At 72.4% G+C, this 21,033-nt stretch carries 22 protein-coding genes; 11 read left to right on the forward strand and 11 right to left on the reverse strand.

Going from position 1 to position 21,033, the window contains the following annotated elements:
* Nucleotides 1-11: 11 nt before the first annotated feature.
* The 3 genes from ACZ4MU_RS05345 to ACZ4MU_RS05355 all read right to left on the reverse strand — a co-directional run bounded on the left by ACZ4MU_RS05345 (nt 12) and on the right by ACZ4MU_RS05355 (nt 3,610).
* On the reverse strand, nt 12-1,013 hold the full coding sequence (locus ACZ4MU_RS05345; protein ID WP_467871204.1) for an AAA family ATPase: 1,002 nt from the start codon (nt 1,011-1,013) through the stop codon (nt 12-14).
* A gap of 232 nt (nt 1,014-1,245) precedes the next feature.
* Nucleotides 1,246-3,219, reverse strand: a complete 1,974-nt coding sequence (locus ACZ4MU_RS05350; protein WP_467871207.1) for a VMAP-C domain-containing protein — start codon at nt 3,217-3,219, stop codon at nt 1,246-1,248.
* Nucleotides 3,212-3,610, reverse strand: coding sequence for a CU044_2847 family protein (locus ACZ4MU_RS05355; protein WP_467871210.1), 399 nt, complete (start codon nt 3,608-3,610; stop codon nt 3,212-3,214). The genes ACZ4MU_RS05350 and ACZ4MU_RS05355 overlap by 8 nt, the downstream gene beginning before the upstream one ends.
* Before the next feature lie 135 nt (nt 3,611-3,745).
* Here ACZ4MU_RS05355 and ACZ4MU_RS05360 point away from each other — a divergent pair, with 135 nt between their 5' ends.
* From ACZ4MU_RS05360 to ACZ4MU_RS05375, 4 genes are all read left to right on the forward strand, one after another.
* Nucleotides 3,746-3,922 carry a DUF6104 family protein gene (locus tag ACZ4MU_RS05360; protein WP_467871213.1) on the forward strand — a complete coding sequence of 59 codons (177 nt, stop codon included), beginning with the start codon at nt 3,746-3,748 and terminating at the stop codon, nt 3,920-3,922.
* 656 nt (nt 3,923-4,578) lie between these two features.
* Nucleotides 4,579-5,442 carry a DUF4097 family beta strand repeat-containing protein gene (locus tag ACZ4MU_RS05365; RefSeq protein WP_467871216.1) on the forward strand — a complete coding sequence of 288 codons (864 nt, stop codon included), beginning with the start codon at nt 4,579-4,581 and terminating at the stop codon, nt 5,440-5,442.
* A 1-nt stretch (nt 5,443) separates the two neighbouring features.
* Nucleotides 5,444-6,370: a PadR family transcriptional regulator gene (locus ACZ4MU_RS05370; RefSeq protein ID WP_467871219.1), complete on the forward strand. Its 927-nt coding sequence runs from the start codon at nt 5,444-5,446 to the stop codon at nt 6,368-6,370.
* Nucleotides 6,371-6,679: 309 nt separating this feature from the next.
* Nucleotides 6,680-7,540, forward strand: coding sequence for an MBL fold metallo-hydrolase (locus ACZ4MU_RS05375; RefSeq protein WP_467871222.1), 861 nt, complete (start codon nt 6,680-6,682; stop codon nt 7,538-7,540).
* Nucleotides 7,541-7,546: 6 nt separating this feature from the next.
* Here the strand turns inward: ACZ4MU_RS05375 and ACZ4MU_RS05380 are convergent, their stop codons facing one another.
* From ACZ4MU_RS05380 to ACZ4MU_RS05390, 3 genes are all read right to left on the reverse strand, one after another.
* Nucleotides 7,547-8,917, reverse strand: a complete 1,371-nt coding sequence (locus ACZ4MU_RS05380) for a cellulase family glycosylhydrolase (RefSeq protein WP_467871224.1) — start codon at nt 8,915-8,917, stop codon at nt 7,547-7,549.
* Nucleotides 8,918-9,039: 122 nt separating this feature from the next.
* On the reverse strand, nt 9,040-10,005 hold the full coding sequence (locus tag ACZ4MU_RS05385; protein WP_467871227.1) for a zinc-binding dehydrogenase: 966 nt from the start codon (nt 10,003-10,005) through the stop codon (nt 9,040-9,042).
* A gap of 583 nt (nt 10,006-10,588) precedes the next feature.
* Nucleotides 10,589-11,803, reverse strand: a complete 1,215-nt coding sequence (locus tag ACZ4MU_RS05390; protein WP_467871230.1) for an NAD(P)-dependent malic enzyme — start codon at nt 11,801-11,803, stop codon at nt 10,589-10,591.
* A gap of 544 nt (nt 11,804-12,347) precedes the next feature.
* Here ACZ4MU_RS05390 and ACZ4MU_RS05395 point away from each other — a divergent pair.
* The 4 genes from ACZ4MU_RS05395 (at nt 12,348) to ACZ4MU_RS05410 (ending at nt 15,880) form a co-directional block, all read left to right on the forward strand.
* Nucleotides 12,348-13,310, forward strand: a complete 963-nt coding sequence (locus ACZ4MU_RS05395; protein ID WP_467871233.1) for an ABC transporter substrate-binding protein — start codon at nt 12,348-12,350, stop codon at nt 13,308-13,310.
* A gap of 72 nt (nt 13,311-13,382) precedes the next feature.
* On the forward strand, nt 13,383-14,321 hold the full coding sequence (locus ACZ4MU_RS05400) for an amino acid ABC transporter permease (protein ID WP_467871236.1): 939 nt from the start codon (nt 13,383-13,385) through the stop codon (nt 14,319-14,321).
* Nucleotides 14,321-15,082, forward strand: a complete 762-nt coding sequence (locus tag ACZ4MU_RS05405) for an amino acid ABC transporter ATP-binding protein (RefSeq protein WP_467871238.1) — start codon at nt 14,321-14,323, stop codon at nt 15,080-15,082. Before ACZ4MU_RS05400 ends, ACZ4MU_RS05405 begins: the two co-directional genes overlap by 1 nt.
* Before the next feature lie 168 nt (nt 15,083-15,250).
* A complete protein-coding gene (locus ACZ4MU_RS05410) occupies nt 15,251-15,880 on the forward strand; it encodes a CGNR zinc finger domain-containing protein (RefSeq protein ID WP_467871240.1) in 630 nt (209 codons plus the stop codon).
* Here ACZ4MU_RS05410 and sodX read toward each other — a convergent pair.
* The gene (gene sodX / locus ACZ4MU_RS05415) at nt 15,784-16,209 is read right to left on the reverse strand and encodes a nickel-type superoxide dismutase maturation protease (protein WP_467871243.1); all 426 of its coding nucleotides are present in this window, start codon (nt 16,207-16,209) and stop codon (nt 15,784-15,786) included. The genes ACZ4MU_RS05410 and sodX overlap by 97 nt on opposite strands.
* Before the next feature lie 166 nt (nt 16,210-16,375).
* On the opposite strand from sodX, the gene sodN reads away from it, so the two are divergent.
* The 3 genes from sodN (at nt 16,376) to ACZ4MU_RS05430 (ending at nt 18,117) form a co-directional block, all read left to right on the forward strand.
* Entirely contained in the window at nt 16,376-16,771 is a 396-nt protein-coding gene (sodN, locus tag ACZ4MU_RS05420) for a superoxide dismutase, Ni (protein ID WP_067163856.1), read from the forward strand.
* 214 nt (nt 16,772-16,985) lie between these two features.
* Nucleotides 16,986-17,687, forward strand: a complete 702-nt coding sequence (locus ACZ4MU_RS05425; protein WP_467871247.1) for a hypothetical protein — start codon at nt 16,986-16,988, stop codon at nt 17,685-17,687.
* A gap of 22 nt (nt 17,688-17,709) precedes the next feature.
* Nucleotides 17,710-18,117, forward strand: coding sequence for a VOC family protein (locus tag ACZ4MU_RS05430; protein WP_467871250.1), 408 nt, complete (start codon nt 17,710-17,712; stop codon nt 18,115-18,117).
* 6 nt (nt 18,118-18,123) lie between these two features.
* Here ACZ4MU_RS05430 and ACZ4MU_RS05435 read toward each other — a convergent pair whose 3' ends face one another.
* From ACZ4MU_RS05435 to ACZ4MU_RS05450, 4 genes are all read right to left on the reverse strand, one after another.
* Nucleotides 18,124-18,480: a GntR family transcriptional regulator gene (locus ACZ4MU_RS05435; protein ID WP_467871253.1), complete on the reverse strand. Its 357-nt coding sequence runs from the start codon at nt 18,478-18,480 to the stop codon at nt 18,124-18,126.
* Entirely contained in the window at nt 18,480-19,463 is a 984-nt protein-coding gene (locus ACZ4MU_RS05440) for a DUF1648 domain-containing protein (RefSeq protein WP_467871256.1), read from the reverse strand. The genes ACZ4MU_RS05435 and ACZ4MU_RS05440 overlap by 1 nt, the downstream gene beginning before the upstream one ends.
* Nucleotides 19,464-19,599: 136 nt before the next feature.
* Nucleotides 19,600-20,043, reverse strand: a complete 444-nt coding sequence (locus tag ACZ4MU_RS05445; RefSeq protein ID WP_467871259.1) for a DUF6304 family protein — start codon at nt 20,041-20,043, stop codon at nt 19,600-19,602.
* A 263-nt stretch (nt 20,044-20,306) separates the two neighbouring features.
* Nucleotides 20,307-20,921: a GNAT family N-acetyltransferase gene (locus tag ACZ4MU_RS05450; protein ID WP_467871262.1), complete on the reverse strand. Its 615-nt coding sequence runs from the start codon at nt 20,919-20,921 to the stop codon at nt 20,307-20,309.
* Nucleotides 20,922-21,033 lie beyond the last annotated feature (112 nt).

The raw sequence follows: 21,033 nt of genomic DNA on the forward strand, positions 1-21,033 counted from the left end.
GGTCATCGGGGTCACCGCTGCCTGGTGTCCAGCGGGCGCAGCAGCAGCTCGGCCATCTCCTCGCGCCGCTCCGGCCCCTCCTCGCCCACCTGCTGGGTGAGGAAGATGGCGTTCAGGAGCTGGTCGGTGGGGCGCAGCTCGCCGTCGCCGTCATCGCGGGTGAAGCGGCTGACCAGATCGACGTTGCGCTCGTCGGCGCCGGCCCCGAAGTGGGCCTGGACGAAGGCCGCGAGGCGCTCCTCGCGGGGCGGGTCGAGGTGCAGATGGATGCAGCGGCGCAGCAGCGGCGCCGGGAAGTCGCGCTCGCCGTTGCTGGTCAGGACGGCGACGGGAAAGGCCCGGCAGCGGATCCGGCCGCCCGCCACCGCCACCCGCAGACCGTCGTCGGTGAGGACCTCCACCACGTCGCGGCCGGGCCGGTCGGCGATCCGCTCCAGCTCGGGGACGGGGAACTCGCCCTCCTCCAGCACGTTCAGCAGGTCGTTGGGCAGGTCGATGTCGCTCTTGTCGAGCTCGTCGATGAGCAGGACGCGCGGGCGCGCGGCGGGCAGCAGCGCGGTGCCGAGCGGGCCGAGGCGGACGTAGCGGCCGATGTCGTCGGCCTGGCCGTCGGCGAGCTGCGCGTCGTGCAGCCGCCCGATGGCGTCGTAGGTGTAGAGCCCGTCCTTGAGCTCGGCGCGGCTGGTGATGGGCCATTGCAGGACGCGGCCGAGCCCCAGTTCGTACGCGATCGAGTGCGCCAGTGTCGACTTGCCCGAGCCCGGCTCCCCGGTGATCAGCAGCGGGCGGCGCAGATAGAGCGCCGCGTTGATCAGCTGGAGGGTCTCGGTGTCGTGCGCGGACAGCTCCGAGACGCGGTCGCCGAGCCTGCGCCGGGAGGCGATGTCGATGTCCGGCACCGTGTACGGGCGCGGCTCGCCGTCGAAGGTGCGCCAGCGGGGCGGCGGGGGCAGGGCGCGGATCCGCTCGGGATCCGGTGCCCCGCACCCTCGGTAGATCAGCCAGTCGTCCATCGCTCGCTCCTCGTCGACGGTCGGCGGGGCACCACTTCTTGGCCACGTGTCGTTGCGGGTCGAAGTCTCGTTGCGAGTCGAGGTCCAGTCGGAACGTACCCACTCACGGGCCGCCGAAAGGCGTTCGCCGCTCCCGGTCCGGGCGGGCGGACGCACAGGCGGTCACAGCGGCGCTTGGCCGGGCGCACGGCGGCGCGCGGCGTGCCCGTCGCGGGCACGCCGTCACGGCGTATCACGGCGCGTCCAGCCGCTGGAGGTCCGGCAGCGGCCGGTCCGGGTCGTCGTAGAGCATCGCCACACCCTCCGCCCAGTGCTGGGCATCCTTGGAATCGCTGATCTCCTCCCTGATACGGCGCAGCCGGTCCGGGAGCTCAGTGGGGTCCTTCGCCTGGCCGAGCAGGTCGGCCGCCCCGGCCCGCACGGCCACGCACAGGTCGTGGCAGCCCTGTTCGGGGTGGGCGTCGCTGTGCCAGAGCGCCACCCCGTGGCCGGCCTCCAGCGCCATCCGCATGGCCGCGCCGCCGACCCCGCGCCCGGCGGGCCGGCACAGCACCGGCACCGCGCCCGGCTCCATCTCGGCGAAGTGGTGCGGCCGGGGCGCCCTGCCCGGCTGCGGCGCGGCCACCGCGGTCAGCTCCTCGGCGGCCATCAGCGCGTCCCAGCGCATCCGCCACTCCGGGTCGGGCCCGCCGCGCCGGTCGAGGTCGCGCAGCACCACCCGCCGCTGCACCCCGAGGTAGGGCGGCCGGTACAGGCGTCCGATCTCGGTGAGCTGCCAGCGGTGCACGGCGGTGTCGAAGTGGTCGGCGGGCAGGGCGACTTCGAGGGGGGCCGGGCAGTCGTCGGTGTCGACGCTCTGGAACGCGGTGACCAGCGGCCGGCGCAGCCGCCGGATGAGCTCGCCGGGGGCCACCCCGTCGCCGCGGCACTCCTCGGCCACGGGTCTGGAGCCCTCCCGGTCGCCGTCGTGCACCCGGATGCGCCAGTAGAACCGGTCGGGCGCGTCGGAGAGCGGCTCCAGCTCGACGGTGACGACGGCGCCGCCGCGCTCGCGTGTGGGGTACGGCAGGACGGTCAGGATCTCCTCGGGCGCCCCGGGCCCGAGCACCGGCAGCAGCCCCTCGGGCAGCCGCGCCTCGGTGACCACGGTGTGCACCACCGGCGGGATGCCGCGCAGCCGCTCGTTCACCCAGGCGGCGAGCTGCGCCGGGTCGCCGCCGCGCCCGCGCTCGTACTCCACGACGAGCTTGAGGTAGTGCAGGAAGGCGATGGCGGGCATCGGGCGGTGCGCCTCGTAGAGCAGGCCGTGGCCGTCGCGCCAGGTGCGCGGGTCGGGCAGGCTCGCGGGCGGCGCGATCCCACCGCGGGCCTTGCGGGCCAGCTTCGCGACCGGCGGCACCCCGCCGGGCCCCGGCACGGAGGCGAGCAGGCGCAGGGCCGCGCGCCGGTCGTACGGACTCCACTGCTCGGGGGTGCGGTGCAGCCCGGCGGCGGGCAACTGCTGCTGCCGGTCGACCCAGGTGTTGTAGCCGCTGAGCCGGGGCTCGCCGCCGTGCCAGCGGTCGTGCTCGGCGAGCACCGTGCGGTAGAGGTCGCCGAAACGGCGCAGCGCGGGGAGCGCGATGGCCCGTCCGCCGCCGCGTTCGACCTGGCGCGACTTCATCACGGCGACGACGGCGCCGGTGTGGGGATCGACCACGGGCCCGCCGGAGACCCCTTTGGGGAACTCGGTGGTGTGGAAGCGGAACCCGTAACTGCCGTCGTACGTACGGATGTCGATGGCGGTCTGCCAGCGCTGCGGGCCCTGCTCGGGCCGGAAGGCGTAGACCACGGCGCCGGTGGCGCCGGGCGGGTCGGCGCAGTCGCTGAGCCAGACGCACTCGTGCTCCACGTCCTCCTCGACGAGGCGGACCAGCGCCAGGTCCTGCTCGACGGGCACGGTGTCGCCGCGCAGGTCGTCGTCGACCAGCCAGGCCGCGAGCCGGGCGGGCAGCGGGTCCTCGCCGAGCCGGTCGCCGCCGACGTAGAAGAGGCGCTCGCGGTCCCCGGCCAGATGCGGGCGCAGAACGTGCGCGCAGGTCAGCACCCAGCCGGGGGCGACGAAGAAGCCGCTGCCCCACATCGTGCCGCCGGCGCCCGGGAGCAGGTGAACGGTGGCCGAGCGCGCCAGGTCGTCGATGAAGGGGTCGTGCGCGTGCTCAGGCATCGGCCGGGCCGCCGGGGGCCGGGGGCACGTGCGGCGGGCCGGGCGGCGGTGGGGGGACCGGGGGCGCCGGCTGGTCCTCCCGCCGCCACACCAGCGTGACCTGAAGGGACGTCGTGGCCTCCCCGTCGGCGAGGATGGCGACGGCCGCCCCCGCCCGGACGGCCAGCTCGACGCCGAAGCTGACGCTCGCCTCGTCGGGCCGCGCGGCGGCGGCCGCGTCCAGCACGGACCGCCCGACCCCGGCGATCAGCTCGCCCAGCCGCTCCACGCGGGCCACGGCGTTCTCGATCACGCCGACGTCGTCGTCGTCCGCCGCGTACCCCCCGGCGGCGGAGACCCGGGCGAGCACCACGGCCCCGCCCGGCAGCTCGATCTCCCGTACATGCGCCATGGCCGCCCCCTGAACCAGTCGCAAGCTCCCCTGACTTGAGATGACGAGGGTAATCGGCCCGACGGTTGCAGGGGACCCCTTCGAAAGCGGCGGATACCCTGGAGGGGAACATTCCCGTACGTTCAGGAGCACGTTGTGTACTTCACCGACCGCGGCATCGAGGAGCTGGCGAAGCGGCGCGGCGAGGAGGAGGTCACCTTCGAGTGGCTTGCCGACCAGCTGCGCACGTTCGTCGACCTGAACCCCGATTTCGAGGTCCCGGTCGAGCGCCTCGCCACGTGGCTGGCGCGCCTCGACGACGAGGACGAGTAGCCCGACCCCCTCGGCCGCGCCCTCCCTCGGACCCCGGCCCCCCACGGGCCCGCGGCGCCACCCCGGCGGCGGCCCCGCCGGACCCGTCCGGTGGGCGCGCTCGTCCGCACGTTCTGCGGGGCCGTGGCTGGGGGCTTACGCAGTTCCCCGCGCCCCTGGGGGGTTGCCTTATCTGCGGACCGTGGTGGGTTGCTCGCGCGGTTCCCCCCACCCCTGGGGGGTTGCCCGTTCTGCGGGGCCGTGGCCGGGGGCTTGCGCAGTTCCCCGCCCCCCTAGGAGGTCGCCTGTCTGCGGACCGTAGGGGGATGCTCGCGCGGTTCCCCGCACCCCTGGGGGGGGTTGCCTTATCTGCGGACCGTCTTGGGTTGCGCCCCTTGCGGGGTCGCCGCGACCGGACTGGTTGGCTCAGCCACCGGCTTTTAGGGGCGCGGGGAACTGCGCGACCAGCCACCCACCACCCGCACCCGCAAACCGACCGGCGAAGCCGGAACCAAGGGGGGCGCAGCCCCGTAGGGGTGCGGGGAACTGCGCGAGCAACCCCCCACCCACCGCCCGCAGCCCGCCCCGCGAGGTTGACTTCCCCCACCCGCGATATATCGTGTCTCCCCAGCAGACGCGATATGTTGCGTATGACCGCGCCCAGGGAGGGCAGAGCCATGGCCGAGTCGACGTGGACCGTTTCCGAGCCGCGCACACTCACCTTCGACGCCCCGGTGACCACGCTCAGCGTGCGGGTCGTCAACGGAACCGTGAACGTCGTGGGGACCGAGGAAGGTTCCGCGCGCCTGGAGGTGTCGGCCCTCGACGGTCCGCCGCTGATCGTCACCCAGGACGGCCCGACCCTCACGGTCGCCTACGAGGACCTGCCCTGGAAGGGCTTCCTGAAGTGGTTCGACCGCAAGGGCTGGCGGCGCAGCGCCGTCGTCTCGCTCGCGGTGCCGTCCGGCTGCGGGGTCGAGGTCGGCGTGGTCGGCGCGGGCGCGGTGGTCTCCGGGATCCGCGGCCGCACCGAGGTACGCGGCGTCACCGGCGACACCACGCTGGTCGGCCTCTCCGGAGAGGTCCGCGCCGAGACCGTGTCCGGGAACGTGGAGGCGCAGGCCGTCACTGGCGACCTCCGCTTCCAGTCGGTCTCCGGGGACCTCACGGTGATCGAGGGCGCGGCCGCCTCCGTCAAGGCGGAGTCGGTCAGCGGCGACATGGTGCTCGACCTGGACCCCTCGGGGAAGCCCGCCGACGTCCGGCTGACCACGGTGTCCGGTGAGATCGCCATCCGTCTGGAGCACCCGGCCGCGGACGCCAGGGTCGAGGCGAACACCACCAGCGGCACGGTCTCCAACGCCTTCGACGACCTTCGGGTCACCGGGCAGTGGGGCGCCAAGAAGATCACCGGCACGCTCGGGGCGGGCACCGGCACCCTGCGGGCCACCACCGTCTCGGGCTCGATCGCCCTGCTGCGCCGCCCCGAGCCGCACGACCTGGCGGGCCCGGCCGCCCCGACCCCCGAGAAGGTGCTCTGACATGCCCCCCGTCTTCGCCCACGGCCGCCTGCGCCTCTACCTCCTCAAGCTGCTCGACGAGGCCCCGCGCCACGGGTACGAGGTGATCCGCCTGCTGGAGGAGCGCTTCCAGGGCCTGTACGCCCCGAGCGCCGGCACGGTCTACCCGCGGCTGGCCAAGCTGGAGGCGGAAGGCCTGGTCACCCACACCACCGAGGGCGGCCGCAAGGTGTACTCGATCACCGACGCGGGCCGCGCCGAGCTGGCGGGCCGCAGCGGTGAACTGGCCGACCTGGAGCTGGAGATCCGCGACTCGGTCTCCGAACTCGCCGCCGAGATCCGCGCCGACGTCCGGGGCGCCGCGGGCGACCTGCGCGACGACGTGCGCCGCCAGGCGCGCGAGGCGCGCGCGTCCGGCCCGGCGGAGAGCGATTCCTGGCTCCAGACCAAGGAGGAGTTCAAGCGGGCCAAGCAGGAGTGGAAGGAGCAGGCCCGCCGCGCCAAGGACGAGTCGCGCCGCGCCCGCGAGGACGCCCAGCAGGCGCGCCGCCAGGCCACGGAGGCCCAGGAGAAGGCGCGCGAGCAGATGCAGCGGGTGGCGGAGCAGGTGCAGGACCACTTCGCGCGCGGTGACTGGCCGACGGGCCTACGGGAGGGCCTGGCCGAGATCACCAAGGAGCTCGGCCGCTTCACCCGCCCCCAGCCGAAGGAGCCCGCCGACCCCGCCCGGACCGCCGACCCCGAGCCCGCGCCCCCGGCCTGGGCCGACGCCCCGGCGACGGGCAACCCGGCCCGCGACCTCGACCGCCTCCTGGACCGCTTCCGCGACGACATCCGCGACGCGGCCCGCGACCACGGCGTCACCGAGACCCAGCTCCGCGAGACCAGGCGCCACCTGTCGACGGCGGCGGCCCACATCGGAGCGATCCTGCGGGGCGGGACGGGATAGGGGGCCCGGTGTCCGCCCACGGCCGGTGGGGGCTGGCCACGCAGTCCTGCGCACCCCTGAAGGTCCCGGGGCCGAGCCGGGCACTCCGGCCGCGACCAACCGCCTGAGGGGCGCGGGGAACTGCGCGCCCAGCTCCCACCGGAGCGGCAGACAAACCAAGGGGGGTCCGGGGACACCCCCCCCGCAGCGCCCTCAACTGGCCGCCCGCCAGAGGGGCTTTCGGGAAGGGGCGGGGAGGGGGCCTCCCAGGCGGCCGGCCATCCACCCGCAGACGTACACCCGCCCCCCTCACACAGGCACACTGAAGCCGTGATCGACTTCCTCGGCACCTCCCCCGCCCCCGGCACCCTGCCCGCCCACTGGCACGCCGGCTGGCCCTCCCCCAAGCACGACCCCGCCCCCGAGATCCAGATCCACGCGTACACCGAGCACACCGTGCTCCTGCGGCAGAACATGTCCGTCCACTTCGAGGCGCCCTTCCTCTTCCTCCTCTTCGGCAACGAGCGCGCCCTGCTCCTCGACACCGGGGCCAGCCCCGACCCGGCCCACTTACCGTTGCGCGCCACCGTGGACGCCCTGATCGAGGAGTGGCTGGGCCGCCACCCCCGTACCGGGTACGAGCTGCTGGTCGCCCACACCCACGGCCACGGTGACCACATCGCCGCCGACGCGCAGTTCGCGGACCGGTCCGGCACCACCGTCGTCCCGCCCGGACTCGACGACGTGACCGGCCACTTCGGGTTCACCGACTGGCCGCACCGCGCCACCTCGCTCGACCTCGGCGGGAGAGTGCTCGACCTGGTGCCGGGCCCGGGCCACCACCCGGCCGCCGTCGTCTTCTACGACCGGCACACCGGGCTCCTGCTGACCGGTGACTCGCTCTACCCGGGGCGGCTGTACGTCGACGACGCCGCCGCGTACGCCGAGACCGCCGACCGGCTGATCGACTTCTGCGCCCCCCGGCCGGTCAGCCATGTCCTGGGCTGCCACATCGAGATGACCACCACCCCGGACGAGGACTACCCGCGCGGCACCACCCACCAGCCGGACGAGCCGCCGCTCCAGCTCACCGTCGCGCATCTGCACACCCTGCGCCGTGCGCTCGCCGAGACCGGTGGTCGTCCCGGGGCGCACCCGTACGGGGACTTCGTCCTCGTCCACCGGGGGTAGCGGCCGTCAGGGGCGGGGCGCGACCGTCACGGTCACGGCCGCGCCCGCCCCCGCCCGCACGTCGAGGCCCCGCGCCCGCGCTCCGGTGGCGGTGATCCGCCACCGCCGCGCGTCCGTCGGCAGCGACAGCCGGGTGACGCCGCCGTCGGCGACGTAGCGGAGCCGGTACGTCCGCGTCGCCGGGTCGTACGTCTCGGTGCGCACCCGCCCCGCGACCGCGCGCGCGTACGGCGTGGCCATGAGCCTCTTGTTGCCCCGCAGGCCGCCGCGCTCGTCGGCCGCGCAGTAGCCGCCGCCATAGCACCACACATAGCCCGCCCACCCCGAGGTGTAGCGGGCCAGCGAGGCCAGCGCGTCGGTGTAGAACCGCGCCATGTTCGGCAGTTCGCCGTTGAGCGGCCCCCACTCCCCGACCACCACCGGCACCCGGTACCTCTTCGGATACGCGGTCACGGCCGCCTCGTACGCCTCGATCCACCCCGCCGACGGGTCGTAGTCCGCGCCCGCCTCCATGGCGGTGTTGTAGAAGTGCGGCGCGTACACCGTCCGGGGGTCCTTGATCCGGCCCAGGCCCGTCGGGACACCCTCCCCCACCGCCGGGGTCGGCTCCACGAAGAGCCAGTGCCGCCGGTCCGCCGCGCGCACCGCCCGTGCGAGGCGGTTGTACATCGGGGTGAGCTGCTCGGCCTCGATCCGGCGTGCCGCCGTCGGCGGGTCCTCGCCCGCCCGGAACTCACCCATCGGCTCGTTGATCAGGTCGTAGCCCAGGACCGCCGGGTGGTGGGCGAACCGCCCGGCGAGCACCCGCCACATCCCCGCCTGCGCCCGCCGCAGGTCCTCGTCCTCGTACAGATGGGTGAAGGCCCGCTGCACGGCGGGCTCGTAGTACTCGGAGAACCAGTCGTCCGGGTGCGGGGTGAAGGGCAGTCCGTCCGTCCGCGTCGCCCACGCGGGGATGCCCCGGTGCCCGAACGCGGGGCCGAAGACGTCCTGGTGGGCGTCGATCAGCACCCGGACGTCGTAGCGGTGCGCCCAGTCCAGGACCCGTTCGATCTTGCGGAGGTACGCCCGGCTGTACTGCCCGCGCACCGGCTCCAGGTCGTCCCAGAAGACCAGCAGCCGGGCGAAGCCGAAGCCGTGGGCGCGCAGGTCGCGGAAGGTCCGCTCGGTGATCGCGGAGAGCGCCTGGTCGCCCCGGTGCGTCTTGTCCTCCACATTCCAGCCGCGCAGGGTGAGCGTGCGTCCCTGCTCGTCGGTGAGCCGGGGAACGGGCGGCGTGGCGGGCGCGTCATGGGCGCGGGCGGCGGGGGCGACGGTCGCCCCGGCCGCGAGGACCGCGCAACACCCCGCCGTCACCAGGAACTTGGCCGTACGCATGGGACACCTCCGGCATGTCGTCGGTGAGCATGCCGGATATCGGATCACCAGGACTGACGAACCATCAAGGGGCAGTCGCGAGGTCGTGGCCGGCCCATCGACGGTCCATGACCGGCGGACGCCTAACGGGTCGTCAGGACGATCTTCCCGAAGACGTCCCCCGAAGCGATCTTCTCGAAGCCCTCGCGCGCCCGGTCCAGCGGCAGCACCTCGTCGATCACCGGCCGCACCCCGGTGGCCGCGCAGAACGCGAGCAGGTCCTCCAGCTCCTCCTTGGTGCCCATGGTCGAGCCGACCACCTTCAGCTCCAGGAAGAAGATCCGGGTCAGCTCGGCGTGCGCGGGCCGGTCGCCGCTGGTGGCGCCCGAGATCACCAGCGTGCCGCCGGGCCTGAGCGACTTGACCGAGTGCGACCAGGTGGCGGCGCCGACGGTCTCGATCACCGCGTCCACCCGCTGCGGCAGCCGCGCGCCCGGCTCGTACGCCTCCAGGGCGCCCAGCTCGATGGCCCGCTTGCGCTTGGCCTCGTCCCGGCTGGTCGCGAAGACCCGCAGCCCGGCAGCCTTGCCGAGCACGATCGCGGCGGTCGCGACGCCGCCGCCCGCGCCCTGCACGAGGACGGAGTCGCCGGGCCGCACGCCCGCGTTGGTGAAGAGCATCCGGTACGCCGTGAGCCAGGCGGTCGGCAGGCAGGCGGCCTCGGCGAAGCTGAGCTCCTTGGGCTTGGGCAGCACGTTCCAGGTCGGCACGGCGACCTGCTCGGCGAAGGTGCCCTGGTACTTCTCCGTGAGGATGGAGCGGCCCTCGGCGGGCCCCACGCCGTGGCCGGTCTGACCGATGACGGAGTGCAGGACGACCTCGTTGCCGTCCCTGTCGACGCCGGCCGCGTCGCAGCCCAGGATCATCGGCAGCTTGTCCTCACCGAGACCGACCCCGCGCAGCGACCACAGGTCGTGGTGGTTGAGCGAGGCGGCCCGTACGTCGATGAGGGACCAGCCCGGACGTACCTCGGGGGCGGGCCGCTCCCCCAACTCCAGACCGGAGAGCGGCTGGTCACGGTCGATGCGTGCGGCATAGGCGGCGAACATGCCCCGACGATAGGGGCGCCCGCGCCCCGCCCGGAACCGCCACCGGGTGTGACACGCCGCACCTTGCCCAGCGGGCGGCGGATCACTCGGAGGCTGCCCGCGCCCCTGGGGGCTGTGCGACTGCGGACCGGGGAGCGTACTCGTCTGCGGACCGTGGTGGGTCGCTCGCGCAGTTCCCCGCGCCCCCTGGGCAGACCGTCCGGCTCCCGGAGTGCGGCTCGGCCCGGGGCCTGTCTTAGTCTGCAAACCGTGGTGGGTTGCTCGCGCAGTTCCCCGCGCCCCTTAAGTAGTCCGCCCGCCTCCAAAAAGCCCTGCTCAGCCCCCACCCGCTTGCAGATCACGCGAAGCGCAGTACACGGGCCGCAGGCCGCTTCCCGGGCACCGCGAGTTGCCTACAGGGGCGCGGGGAACTGCGCGACCAGCCACCCACGGTCCGCAGACGCAGGCCGACCGGCAGGGCCGGGGCCGAAGGCCGGGCGCAGCCCGGCGGGGGCGGGGCGTAGCCCGGCGGGGGCGGTACCGGCGTCGGTCAGGGGCGTTGCTGCGGGCCGCACGGGGCCCGCAGCAATCGCTTCCCGGGCCGTCAGCGCCGAGCCACACCCTCAGCCCGCGCCGCCCCCGCCACCGCCGCGGTGACGGCCGGCGCGACCCGCTCGTCGAACGGCGACGGAATCACGTAATCCGCGGCCAGATCGTCACCGACCACATCCGCCAGCGCGTTCGCCGCCGCGATCTTCATCCCCTCCGTGATCCGGGAGGCCCGCACCTGAAGGGCGCCCGCGAAGATCCCGGGGAACGCCAGCACGTTGTTGATCTGGTTCGGGTAGTCCGAACGGCCCGTGGCGACCACCGACGCGTACTTGTGCGCGATGTCCGGGTGGACCTCCGGGTTCGGGTTGGCCATGGCGAACACGAACGCACCCGGCGCCATCGAGGCCACCGCGGCCTCCGGGACCGTACCGCCGGAGACGCCGATGAAGACGTCCGCCCCGGCCAGCGCGGTCTCCAGGGAGCCGGACAGACCCGCCTTGTTGGTGATCGAGGCGAGCTCGCGCTTGACGTCGGTCAGGTCCGTACGGTCCCGGCTGACGATGCCCTTGCGGTCCGCGACCGCCACGTCGCCGAGCCCCGCCTCCAGGAGGAACTTGGCGATGGCCACGCCCGCCGCGCCGGCGCCCGAGATCACGCCCCGCAGCTCCCCGAGCGTGCGCCCGGTGAGTTTCGCCGCGTTGCGCAGCGCCGCGAGGGTGACCACGGCGGTGCCGTGCTGGTCGTCGTGGAAGACCGGGATGTCCAGGGCTTCCTGGAGCCGCCGCTCGATCTCGAAGCAGCGCGGCGCGGAGATGTCCTCGAGGTTCACTCCGCCGAAGGACGGCGCCAGGCGCACGACCGTCTCGATGATCTCGTCCGTGTCGGTGGTCGCGAGCGCGATGGGCACCGCGTCGACCCCGCCGAACTGCTTGAAGAGGATGGCCTTGCCCTCCATCACGGGGAGGGACGCCTCGGGGCCGATGTCACCCAGCCCGAGCACGGCCGTACCGTCCGTGACCACGGCGACGACCTGGGACTTCCAGGTGTAGTCGTGGACCAGTTCCGGGTTCTCGGCGATCGCGGTGCACACCTTCGCCACGCCCGGCGTGTAGGCCAGGGACAGGTCGTCCCGGTCCCGGATGGGCACGGTGGCCCGCACGGCCATCTTGCCGCCCCGGTGCAGGGCGAAGGCCGGATCGAAGGGCTCCTCCGAAGAGGCTCCGTCGGTACTGCTGTCGCTGCGAGGATTGACGATCTCCGCTGCCATGTGATTTGACCCCTTAAGTCTTCATCAGTTGAGGGTGGCCACTCCTTGTTGAGGAGGGGTGGGTGGGCACCACGTACGTGCCCCGCGGGAGGCGGTTGGCCCGCCCCGCGGGGAGGAGGTACGTACGCGCGGGCACGCCGCACAACGCGCCCTGAGCCCCGGATGAGGGGTGTAAGGATCCTTCTTACCGGACGGAGGGGTGCGCCGAGTAGTCCATTTCGACTGCGGAACGCCGTGGTGACACGACTCATAGCGGCATGTCGGGACAAGTGAGCTATGCGGCGTGAAACATGTCCACAACGCGAGATGAACCGCAGATTTTCCGGCCCGTCAAAGGGAAACCCGCACATGGTCCGGCCTTGGCGCACCGGCCCGTTCGGGTTCGGGGGTGACCCGTTATCCGATTTTGACATGCGTGCCCCCCTGAATCCGCAGGTCCGAATGGCAAGATGCCGACACAACACGGTCGTGTCGCCCAAGGACGGGCACCACGGACCGCTGTTCACTCACTGGCCACTCCATCACCCGCCGGAGGAACCCGACCATGACCGCAAGCACCACCCGTCGTACGACCGCCGCCTCGTCCCGGATTGCCGCGGTCGGCGCGATCGCGGTCGCCGGCGCCCTGCTGCTCACCGGCTGCGGAGACCAGACGAAGAGCAAGGACAGCGGCGGTGCCAGCTCCGCCGGCACCAGCAAGGCCCCCCTCTTCTCGAAGCTGCCCAAGGCCATTCAGGACAAGGGCGTCATCAAGGTCGGCTCGGACATCGCGTACGCGCCGGTCGAATTCAAGGACAAGGACGGCAAGACCGCCGGTATCGACCCGGACCTCGCCGACGCCATGGGCAAGCAGCTGGGCGTGAAGTTCCAGTTCGAGAACGGCACCTTCGACACCCTGGTCACCGGTCTGCGCGCCAAGCGGTACGACATGGCCATGTCGGCCATGACGGACACCAAGGACCGCCAGAACGGCGTCGACTCGGAGACGAAGAAGAAGGTCGGCGAGGGCGCCGACTTCGTGGACTACTTCACCGCCGGTGTGTCGATCTACACAGCGAAGGGCAAGGACCAGGGCATCAAGACCTGGGACGACCTCTGTGGCAAGAAGATCGTGGTGCAGCGCGGCACGGTCTCCGAGGACCTCGCCAAGAAGCAGTCCGAGAAGTGCGGCGACAAGGGCAAGATCTCGATCGAGGCCTTCGACACCGACCAGCAGGCCCAGACCCGGCTGCGCTCCGGCGGCGCCGACGCCGGCTCCTCCGACTTCCCCGTCGCCGCGTACGCGGTGAAGACCTCGGGCGGCGGCAAGGACTTCCAGATCGTCGGCGAGCAGGTCGAGGCCGCTCCGTACGGCATCGCGGTCGCCAAGAACAACAGCCAGCTGCGCGACGCCCTCAAGGAGGCGCTCGACGCGATCATCAAGAACGGCGACTACGACAAGGTCGTCGCGAAGTGGGGCGTCGAGGCCGGCGCCGTGAAGGAAGCCAAGATCAACGGCGGCGTCTGAACCTCCCCGCTCCAGGCGCGCTCCGCCCCGTCCCCGGGCGGAGGGCCTGAAGGCTTCTGAAAGGCAACACCCGTGACTGTTGACGTCAACAAGTCGGAGCCGGCGGACACCCCGCCCCCCGCCGCTCCGGAGACCATCAAAGCGATCCCGGTCCGCCATTACGGCCGGTATGTCTCCGCCGTGATCGCGATCGCCCTGCTCGTCGCGATCGTGTACGCGTTCGCCCAGGGCAAGATCAACTGGGGTGCCATCCCGGACTACTTCTTCGACGACCGCATCCTCGACGGCGTCGGCCAGACCCTGCTGCTGACCGTCCTGTCCATGGCGATCGGCATCGTGGGCGGCATCCTGCTCGCCGTGATGCGCCTGTCGAAGAACCCGGTGACGTCCTCCATCGCCTGGTTCTACATCTGGTTCTTCCGGGGCACCCCGGTCCTGGTCCAGCTGATGGTCTGGTTCAACCTGGGCCTGGTCTTCGAGTACATCAACCTCGGCCCGATCTACAAGGACTACTGGTCCTCGTTCATGACGCCGCTGCTCACGGCGCTGCTCGGGCTCGGCCTGAACGAGGCCGCGTACATGGCGGAGATCTGCCGGGCCGGTCTGCTCGCGGTCGACGAGGGCCAGACCGAGGCCGCCCACGCGCTGGGCATGAGCCACGGCAGGACGCTGCGGCGGATCGTGATCCCGCAGGCGATGCGCGTGATCGTGCCGCCGACGGGCAACGAGGTCATCAACATGCTGAAGACCACCTCGCTGGTCTCGGCGGTGCAGTTCTACGAGCTGCTGCGGCAGGCCCAGGACATCGGCCAGACCTCCGGCGCCTCGGTCGAGATGCTGTTCCTGGCCGCCACCTGGTACCTGATCCTGACCACGATCTTCTCGATCGGCCAGTACTACCTGGAGCGCTACTACGCCCGCGGCTCCAGCCGCTCGCTCCCGCCCACCCCGTTCCAGCGAGTGAAGGCCAACCTGGTCTCGCTCCGCAGCACCCCCAAGGTGGTGAGCTGATGACCGCCATGGTGAAGTCCGAAGGCGTGCACAAGTCCTTCGGCGCGACCGAGGTCCTCAAGGGCATCGACCTGGAGGTGGCCGAGGGCGAGGTGTTCTGCCTGATCGGCCCGTCCGGCTCCGGCAAGTCGACCTTCCTGCGGTGCATCAACCACCTGGAGAAGATCAACGGCGGCCGGCTGTACGTGGACGGCGAGCTCGTCGGCTACCGCCAGAAGGGCGACAAGCTCTACGAGCTGAAGGACAGCGAGGTCGCGCTCAAGCGCCGTGACATCGGCATGGTCTTCCAGCGCTTCAACCTGTTCCCGCACATGACGGCCCTGGAGAACGTCATGGAGGCACCGATCCAGGTCAGGGGCGAGAGCAAGGCCGTGGTGCGTGAGCGGGCGGAGAAGCTGCTCGACCGGGTCGGCCTGGCCGACAAGGCGCGCAACTACCCCTCGCAGCTCTCCGGCGGCCAGCAGCAGCGCGTGGCGATCGCCCGTGCGCTGGCCATGGAGCCGAAGCTGATGCTCTTCGACGAGCCGACGTCGGCGCTCGACCCGGAGCTGGTGGGTGACGTCCTGGACGTCATGCGCGGACTGGCCGAGGACGGCATGACCATGATCGTGGTGACCCATGAGATGGGCTTCGCGCGCGAGGTCGGCGACTCGCTGGTCTTCATGGACGGCGGTGTGGTGGTCGAGTCCGGCAACCCGCGGGACGTCCTGACCAACCCGCAGCACGACCGGACGAAGTCGTTCCTGTCGAAGGTGCTGTAGCCGGCGGAGCCGGAGGTACGGGAAGGGGCGGTACGGGCCGAGCGGCCGGTACCGCCCCTTCCGGCGTACCGGGCCACCCGGCGCTGCCGGGATCCGTCCCCGCCGGGCCCCCGTACGTAATACCCTCGGACAGCGCCTAGCCGTTACTGCCCGCCGTAAGGATCACACGTGGAACTGGCCTATTACTCGGACTACGCCGTGCGCCTGGTCAACACCGAGGAGCCGGCCCGTAACAAGGACTCCCTGACGTCCGTCGAGGTGATCCGCGAGCTCTTCACGTCCGAGTCGACGACGGCCCGCCGGGCGACCGAGGCCGACGTGCCCCGGCTGCGGGCGGTACGGGCGCGGCTGCGGGCGGTGTTCGAGGCGGCGGACGCGGGCGAGGAGGTACGGGCGGTGGACCTGCTCAACTCGCTGCTCCTGGAGTTCCCCGTGAGCCCGCAGATCTCCGGGCACGACCACCGGGACGAGGACGGCAGCCCGCTGTGGCACCTGCACCTCGCGGACCACACCTCGAACGCCACGGCGGGTTACGCGGCGCTCGCGTCCATGGGGCTGGCGTTCCATCTGACCGAGTACGGCGTGGACCGCCTCGGCCTGTGCCAGGCGGCCCCGTGCCGCAACGCCTATCTGGACACCTCCACCAACCGCTCCCGGCGCTACTGCTCCGACCGGTGCGCGACCCGGGCGAACGTGGCCGCCTACCGGGCGCGCAAGCGCCTGGAGACCGACCGGTCCGCGAACACCGGCCGCAGCGCCGACACCGCCCAGGACAGCAGCACCCCCACCGAGCGCTGACGCCCGCGCGTCAGCGGCCGGTAGCGGGCGCGCACCCGCCCGAGCACCAGCTCGCACGGCACGGCCCCGAAGGCCCGGCTGTCGACGACCTCGTCGTCCGGGTTGTCCCCGAGCACCCACCAGCCGCCCTCCCGCAGCTCGATCAGCCGTTTGACGATGAGCAGATCCTGCTGGAGCGGATGCCGCAGCACCGCGATGTCCCCCGCCCGCAACTCGCTCCCGTAGTGCACGAGCAGCTGATCCCCGTGGAGCAGCGTGGGCACCATGGAGGTCCCGGTCACCTCCGCGATCCCCAACGGCACCCTCGGCTCCCGCCCCTGATCCGTCATCCGCCACCCACCTCCCGGTACCCGGTCCACTCCCACGGTACGTTCCGCCACGAGTCCCATGGTGACCCTGGACTTTTGTCCTAAGCCCCCGGGGGCACTCGCGAAAACGGGCCTTCCACCGAGTAATGTCCCACCTGAGAAGACGATCACGAGGAAGGACAGCTCAATGCTTTCCCGCCTGTTTGCCCCCAAGGTGAAGGTCAGCGCCCACTGCGACCTCCCCTGCGGCGTGTACGACCCGGCCCAGGCCCGTATCGAGGCCGAGTCGGTCAAGGCCGTGCAGGAGAAGTTCCAGGCCAACGAGGACCCGCACTTCCGTGCGCGTGCCGTGGTCATCAAGGAGCAGCGCGCGGAGCTCGCCAAGCACCACGTCTCGGTGCTCTGGAGCGACTACTTCAAGCCCCCGCACTTCGAGAAGTACCCCCAGCTGCACCAGCTGGTCAACGACACCCTGAAGGCCCTCTCGGCCGCCAAGGCGTCGACGGACCCGAAGACGGGCGAGAAGGCGCTGGAGCTCATCGCCGAGATCGACCGGATCTTCTGGGAGACCAAGAAGGCCTGAACCAGGCTGGTTTCGTTGCGGTTTTCGCGGGTTCGTTCCCGCGTGCCGACGGCGAAGAAGAGGCCCGACCGGGGTTCCCCGGGCGGGCCTCTTCCCGTTCCGCCGCAACGGCACCCGAGCACCTGCCCGGAAACGCCCCCCTCCCGGCCGATACGCGAGGACACTGGGTCCGGGAAGCCGGACGGGCCGGACGACCGGCTGGGACACAGGTGTCATGAGCTACTGGGACGCGGGCGCGCAGCGCTGGGTGGCGGGGCCTTCGGGCGGTGGGGGTGCCTGGGGGCCGCAACCGCCGCCTCGGGGCGGCGGGCCGCGGCGGATGGTGATCGTGGTGTGCGTCGCCGTGTTGCTGGCCGCGGCGGCCGTCACCGGCGTCTGGTGGTTCGCCCACGACCACGGGGGCGGGCCGCGCTCGGCGGGGCCACTCCTGCCGCCTCCGGCGTTCTCGGCGCCGACATCCGCGGTACCGGACGCGACGGACACCGCGGAACCGGTGTCCCCCGGCATCACCGAGCCGGACGCGACCGGGGCGACGAGCACGGCCGGCCCGGCCGAGTCCGGTCGACCTGCCGCCGGGGCAACCCCGTCCACCCCGTCCGCCCCGCCCAACCCCTCCACCGCGGCCCCCCTCGGCCCCGAATCCACCGTGGCCACCTACTACGACGCCCTCAACAGCGGGGACTACCGGACCGCCTGGGACCTCGGCGGGCGGAATCTGGCCACGAGTTACACCGAGTACGTCGACGGCTTCTCCGACACCCGGCGGACCGGTGTCACGGTCCTGTCCACCACGGGCGACACCGCCCGCGTGGACATCACCTCCTACCAGCGGGACGGCACCCGGCGGAGGTACTCCGGCACGTACACCGTGCGCCAAGGCGTGATCACCGAGGCCCGGGTCCGTCGGACGGGTTGAGGCCGCGCGGTAGATTCGCGGCATGTCACCTCTCGAACCCCCTTACACACGGCTCCTGGTGGAGCGTTACGAGCCGACCTTCCGCTTCTACACGGCCGTCCTGCCCAAGCTGACCGGGTGCTCGCTGGCGCGCGGCACCGAGGCGTCGGGGTACGCCAGCTGGGACGACTGCGAGGGGCGCACCGCGTTCGCGGTGTTCTCGCGGGCCGCGATGACCGCGGCCGTCGGGGAGGAGAACGTGCCGGTGGGGGCCTCCGTCGTCATCCGGGTGGACGGGCCCGAGGCGCTCGACGCCGCTGTCGACCTCTGTGAGTCCGCCGGTGCCACGGTGATCGCCCCGGCGCAGGACCGGCCGCAGTGGGGCCCGACGATGCGGGCCGCCCATCTGCACGACCCGGACGGCAACCTGGTGGAGCTGCAGACGTACTGAACCGGGTCAGCGCAGGCCGGTGCGGACCAGGTCGACCAGCTCGTCCTCCGACAGGCCCAGCCTGCGCGCCTCCTCGGCCAGTTCCCGTACCCGCACCAGCAGCCCGGCACGGGCGCGGGAGGACGTCGTGTCGACGACCACCGCGCCCCGGCCCCGCCGCAGCTCGATCAGGCCCTCCTCGCGCAGGCACTGGTAGCCGCGCAGAACGGTGTGGACGTTGACGCCCAGCGAGTCGGCGAGGACCCGGGCCGCGGGCAGCCGTTCGCCCGGCTCCACCGCGCCCTCGGCGATGGCGCGCCGCACGGACGCGGCGATCTGCTCGCCCAGGGCCACCGGCGACCCCGGGTCCACCCGGAACAGCATCAGCGCACCGCCGCCCGCTCGGCCAGCGTGTTGAGCAGGGCCGCGGCCGTCGCGGAGCCGGCCACCGTCACCGCGAACTCGCGTCCGCCCGTACGCCGCACCACGATCGCCTCGCCCGAGCGCAGGATCAGGCCCGAGCGCCCGGACCGCACCCGGTAGCCCCAGCCTCCGTACTCCGCCAGCGCCTTCACCTCCCGGCTCACCGCCCGGTCCACGTCCCCGAGTGGTATCCGCACGCGCGGCCAGGGCAGCACGGTCGGGCGGACGGTCAGACCGCGCCGGTCCACGGTCACGTACGGACAGGAGCAGCCGAGGATGAGCAGCCCGCATACCAGGGGCGCGGCGGCGCTCCCCCAGTCGTCCACGTACGCCAGCGCTCCCCCGAAGACGAGCAGTGCCGCGCCGGCCGCGCAGAGCGGCCGCGAGGGGGCGCGGCGCGCCCAGCCCGCCACCTCCCCCGGCGCCAGGTCGAGCCGCTCGACCGTGCCGGGGCCGGCAGGCGCGGTGACCGGGGGAAGAGCGAGATACCGCACCAGCAGCGCACCCGCCCCGGCGGCGAGCGCGGCCACCCCGAGACCCGCCGCGAGCTGCCACAGCGGCAGCCGGACCTCGCTGCCGTCCTCCGCGTCGAGGTTCGCGCACAGCGCGGCGGCCATCACGTAGCCGGTGAGGCCCGCGGTCGCGTAACCCAGGGCGAGCATCCCGCGCATCGCGCGCACCGCGAAGTCGCCGGTGGCCACGACGAGCGCCCAGACGGCTGCGAGGCCGCCCGCGAGGCCGATGTTCACGACCACGTAGGCATTCCGGTCCGCGTAGCCGTCGGCCGCGCCGCTGCCCGAGAAGTGGGTGGCCAGCCGCGTCGGGAGCCGGTCGCGCAGGGCGGCGAAGAGGAGCAGGTCGACGGCGAGCGCCAGCAGAAACGGCAGCACGGCGACAGCCACCAGGCGGTCAGGGCGTCGTGCACGGTTCCTCAGAAGCTCCATTGTTCTCATAGTAGTAGAACAATCGGGAGACGAGAGGAAAGACCGCAGGTCGTCACCGAGGCAACTCGCCTTCCCGCACGGCTCGCTGACGCCCGGCCGGGGAAGGGGGCGCGGCCGGTGGACGGCCGCGCCCGGGTCAGATGCTTTCGAGGACGGACGGCTGGAGGCTCGCCCCGGACGGGAGTTGACGGCGGATGTCGTCGAGCACCGAGGCGAAGTCCAGCTCGGCGCGCCCGGAGGCGTACACCGCTCCCCCCAGGTGCAGCGCGAGCCCCAGGTCGGGCTCGGGCGGCTTGAGGGAGAGCAGGCAGCTCAAGGTCGCCTGGTGGAGGGCGCCGTCGGGAGAGGCGACCGGAACCGGCATGTCCCATTCCAGGACGAAGTCACGCAGGGTACCGCCGTCGAGCGCGAACGAGCCCTCCGTCGGTATGCCCGGGACCGGGCCGAGCGAGTCGAACCCCGTCCCGGCGAAGTCGACTCCCCTGATACGCGTGTGCAGTTGGGTCCCGTCGGCGGTGATCGTCAGCGCTTCGGATCCATGGCGGTCTCGGTACCAGCCCGCCCAGGACTGTGTGGTCATGGGCGGGAGATTAGCGGCGCTCCCTGCCGTTCGTCACAGGGCGTGACCGAAATGGGAGTTAGCGCTTCCTTGTGCAAGTGGTGACGACTGTACCGTTTTCGAAGAAACGGCTGTCCGCCGACACGAAGGAGCGGGGCGCGAACTCCGCCCGGAGCACAGGGATTCCGGTGCCCCCGCCACGATCGGACAGCTCATGATGACGAGTTTGTCGATCTCCTCGATGAGCTGCGGCTGAACCCCGGTCCCCCGCCGCGGTGGACCGTTCAGCCGCGCGGCTCGCGCCACATCGGGTACATCAGCGGCCCGTCCGGCAGCCGCAGCGGCTCCCCGAGGTGTGCGAAGCCGAGCCGTTCGTAGAGCACGGAGCTGCGCGCGCTGCTGGCCTCCAGATAGGCGGGCAGGCCCTCACGGTCGCAGCGCTCCAGGACGGGTGCGACGAGCGCGGCCCCCGCCCCCTGCCCCTGGCACTCTGGGGCGACCGCGATCAGCAGCAGGTACCGGTGCGCCCGGCCGTGCGGGTGGACCGACGCGGTGAGCCGGCCGATCAGCTCCACCCGCTCGTTCTCCGGGTCGACGGCGGCCCGCAGCTGCGCCGGGCCCTCCTCCCCGTCGTCTTCCGCCTCGGCGGGGACGTCGAGCCACAGGGCGGTCGCCGTGCCGTCCTCGGTGAGGTCGGCATGCCCCTCGTCGAGCGCGAGCTCCAGGAAGGCGCGCATGAGGTGGGGGTGCTTCTCGCGGCGGTGTGCCGGGTCCGGAAAGACCCAGCTGCTCACCGGGTCGTCCTGGAACGCCTCGTCGAGCAGGCGTACCGCCGTCTGAACCGCCTTCTCGTCGTCCCGCTCGACCCGCCGTATGCCCGTGCCCGGTCCGGTACCCATGTCGCCGCCCTTGTCGCGTTCCGTCGATCCTCGACTGACCGCGACGATCCTAGGGTTGGCTCTCCCCGAGTCAGGGCGCGAGGGGCCCCCGGAGGCAGCCCCGGGGCCCCTC

The sequence above is a fragment of the Streptomyces sp. NPDC026377 genome (genome assembly GCF_055567715.1).

What these genes read in the sequence shown, in the direction of transcription:
- ACZ4MU_RS05405 (WP_467871238.1), top strand. Translation starts at nt 14,321, where the DNA reads ATGACCGCCATGGTGAAGTCCGAAGGCGTGCACAAGTCCTTCGGCGCG.
- sodN (WP_067163856.1), top strand. Translation starts at nt 16,376, where the DNA reads ATGCTTTCCCGCCTGTTTGCCCCCAAGGTGAAGGTCAGCGCCCACTGC.
- ACZ4MU_RS05370 (WP_467871219.1), top strand. Translation starts at nt 5,444, where the DNA reads ATGCCCCCCGTCTTCGCCCACGGCCGCCTGCGCCTCTACCTCCTCAAG.
- ACZ4MU_RS05445 (WP_467871259.1), bottom strand. Translation starts at nt 20,043, where the DNA reads ATGACCACACAGTCCTGGGCGGGCTGGTACCGAGACCGCCATGGATCC.
- ACZ4MU_RS05435 (WP_467871253.1), bottom strand. Translation starts at nt 18,480, where the DNA reads ATGCTGTTCCGGGTGGACCCGGGGTCGCCGGTGGCCCTGGGCGAGCAG.
- ACZ4MU_RS05390 (WP_467871230.1), bottom strand. Translation starts at nt 11,803, where the DNA reads ATGGCAGCGGAGATCGTCAATCCTCGCAGCGACAGCAGTACCGACGGA.
- ACZ4MU_RS05345 (WP_467871204.1), bottom strand. Translation starts at nt 1,013, where the DNA reads ATGGACGACTGGCTGATCTACCGAGGGTGCGGGGCACCGGATCCCGAG.
- ACZ4MU_RS05385 (WP_467871227.1), bottom strand. Translation starts at nt 10,005, where the DNA reads ATGTTCGCCGCCTATGCCGCACGCATCGACCGTGACCAGCCGCTCTCC.
- ACZ4MU_RS05350 (WP_467871207.1), bottom strand. Translation starts at nt 3,219, where the DNA reads ATGCCTGAGCACGCGCACGACCCCTTCATCGACGACCTGGCGCGCTCG.
- sodX (WP_467871243.1), bottom strand. Translation starts at nt 16,209, where the DNA reads ATGACGGATCAGGGGCGGGAGCCGAGGGTGCCGTTGGGGATCGCGGAG.
- ACZ4MU_RS05440 (WP_467871256.1), bottom strand. Translation starts at nt 19,463, where the DNA reads ATGGAGCTTCTGAGGAACCGTGCACGACGCCCTGACCGCCTGGTGGCT.
- ACZ4MU_RS05450 (WP_467871262.1), bottom strand. Translation starts at nt 20,921, where the DNA reads ATGGGTACCGGACCGGGCACGGGCATACGGCGGGTCGAGCGGGACGAC.
- ACZ4MU_RS05380 (WP_467871224.1), bottom strand. Translation starts at nt 8,917, where the DNA reads ATGCGTACGGCCAAGTTCCTGGTGACGGCGGGGTGTTGCGCGGTCCTC.
- ACZ4MU_RS05355 (WP_467871210.1), bottom strand. Translation starts at nt 3,610, where the DNA reads ATGGCGCATGTACGGGAGATCGAGCTGCCGGGCGGGGCCGTGGTGCTC.
- ACZ4MU_RS05395 (WP_467871233.1), top strand. Translation starts at nt 12,348, where the DNA reads ATGACCGCAAGCACCACCCGTCGTACGACCGCCGCCTCGTCCCGGATT.
- ACZ4MU_RS05425 (WP_467871247.1), top strand. Translation starts at nt 16,986, where the DNA reads ATGAGCTACTGGGACGCGGGCGCGCAGCGCTGGGTGGCGGGGCCTTCG.
- ACZ4MU_RS05365 (WP_467871216.1), top strand. Translation starts at nt 4,579, where the DNA reads ATGGCCGAGTCGACGTGGACCGTTTCCGAGCCGCGCACACTCACCTTC.
- ACZ4MU_RS05430 (WP_467871250.1), top strand. Translation starts at nt 17,710, where the DNA reads ATGTCACCTCTCGAACCCCCTTACACACGGCTCCTGGTGGAGCGTTAC.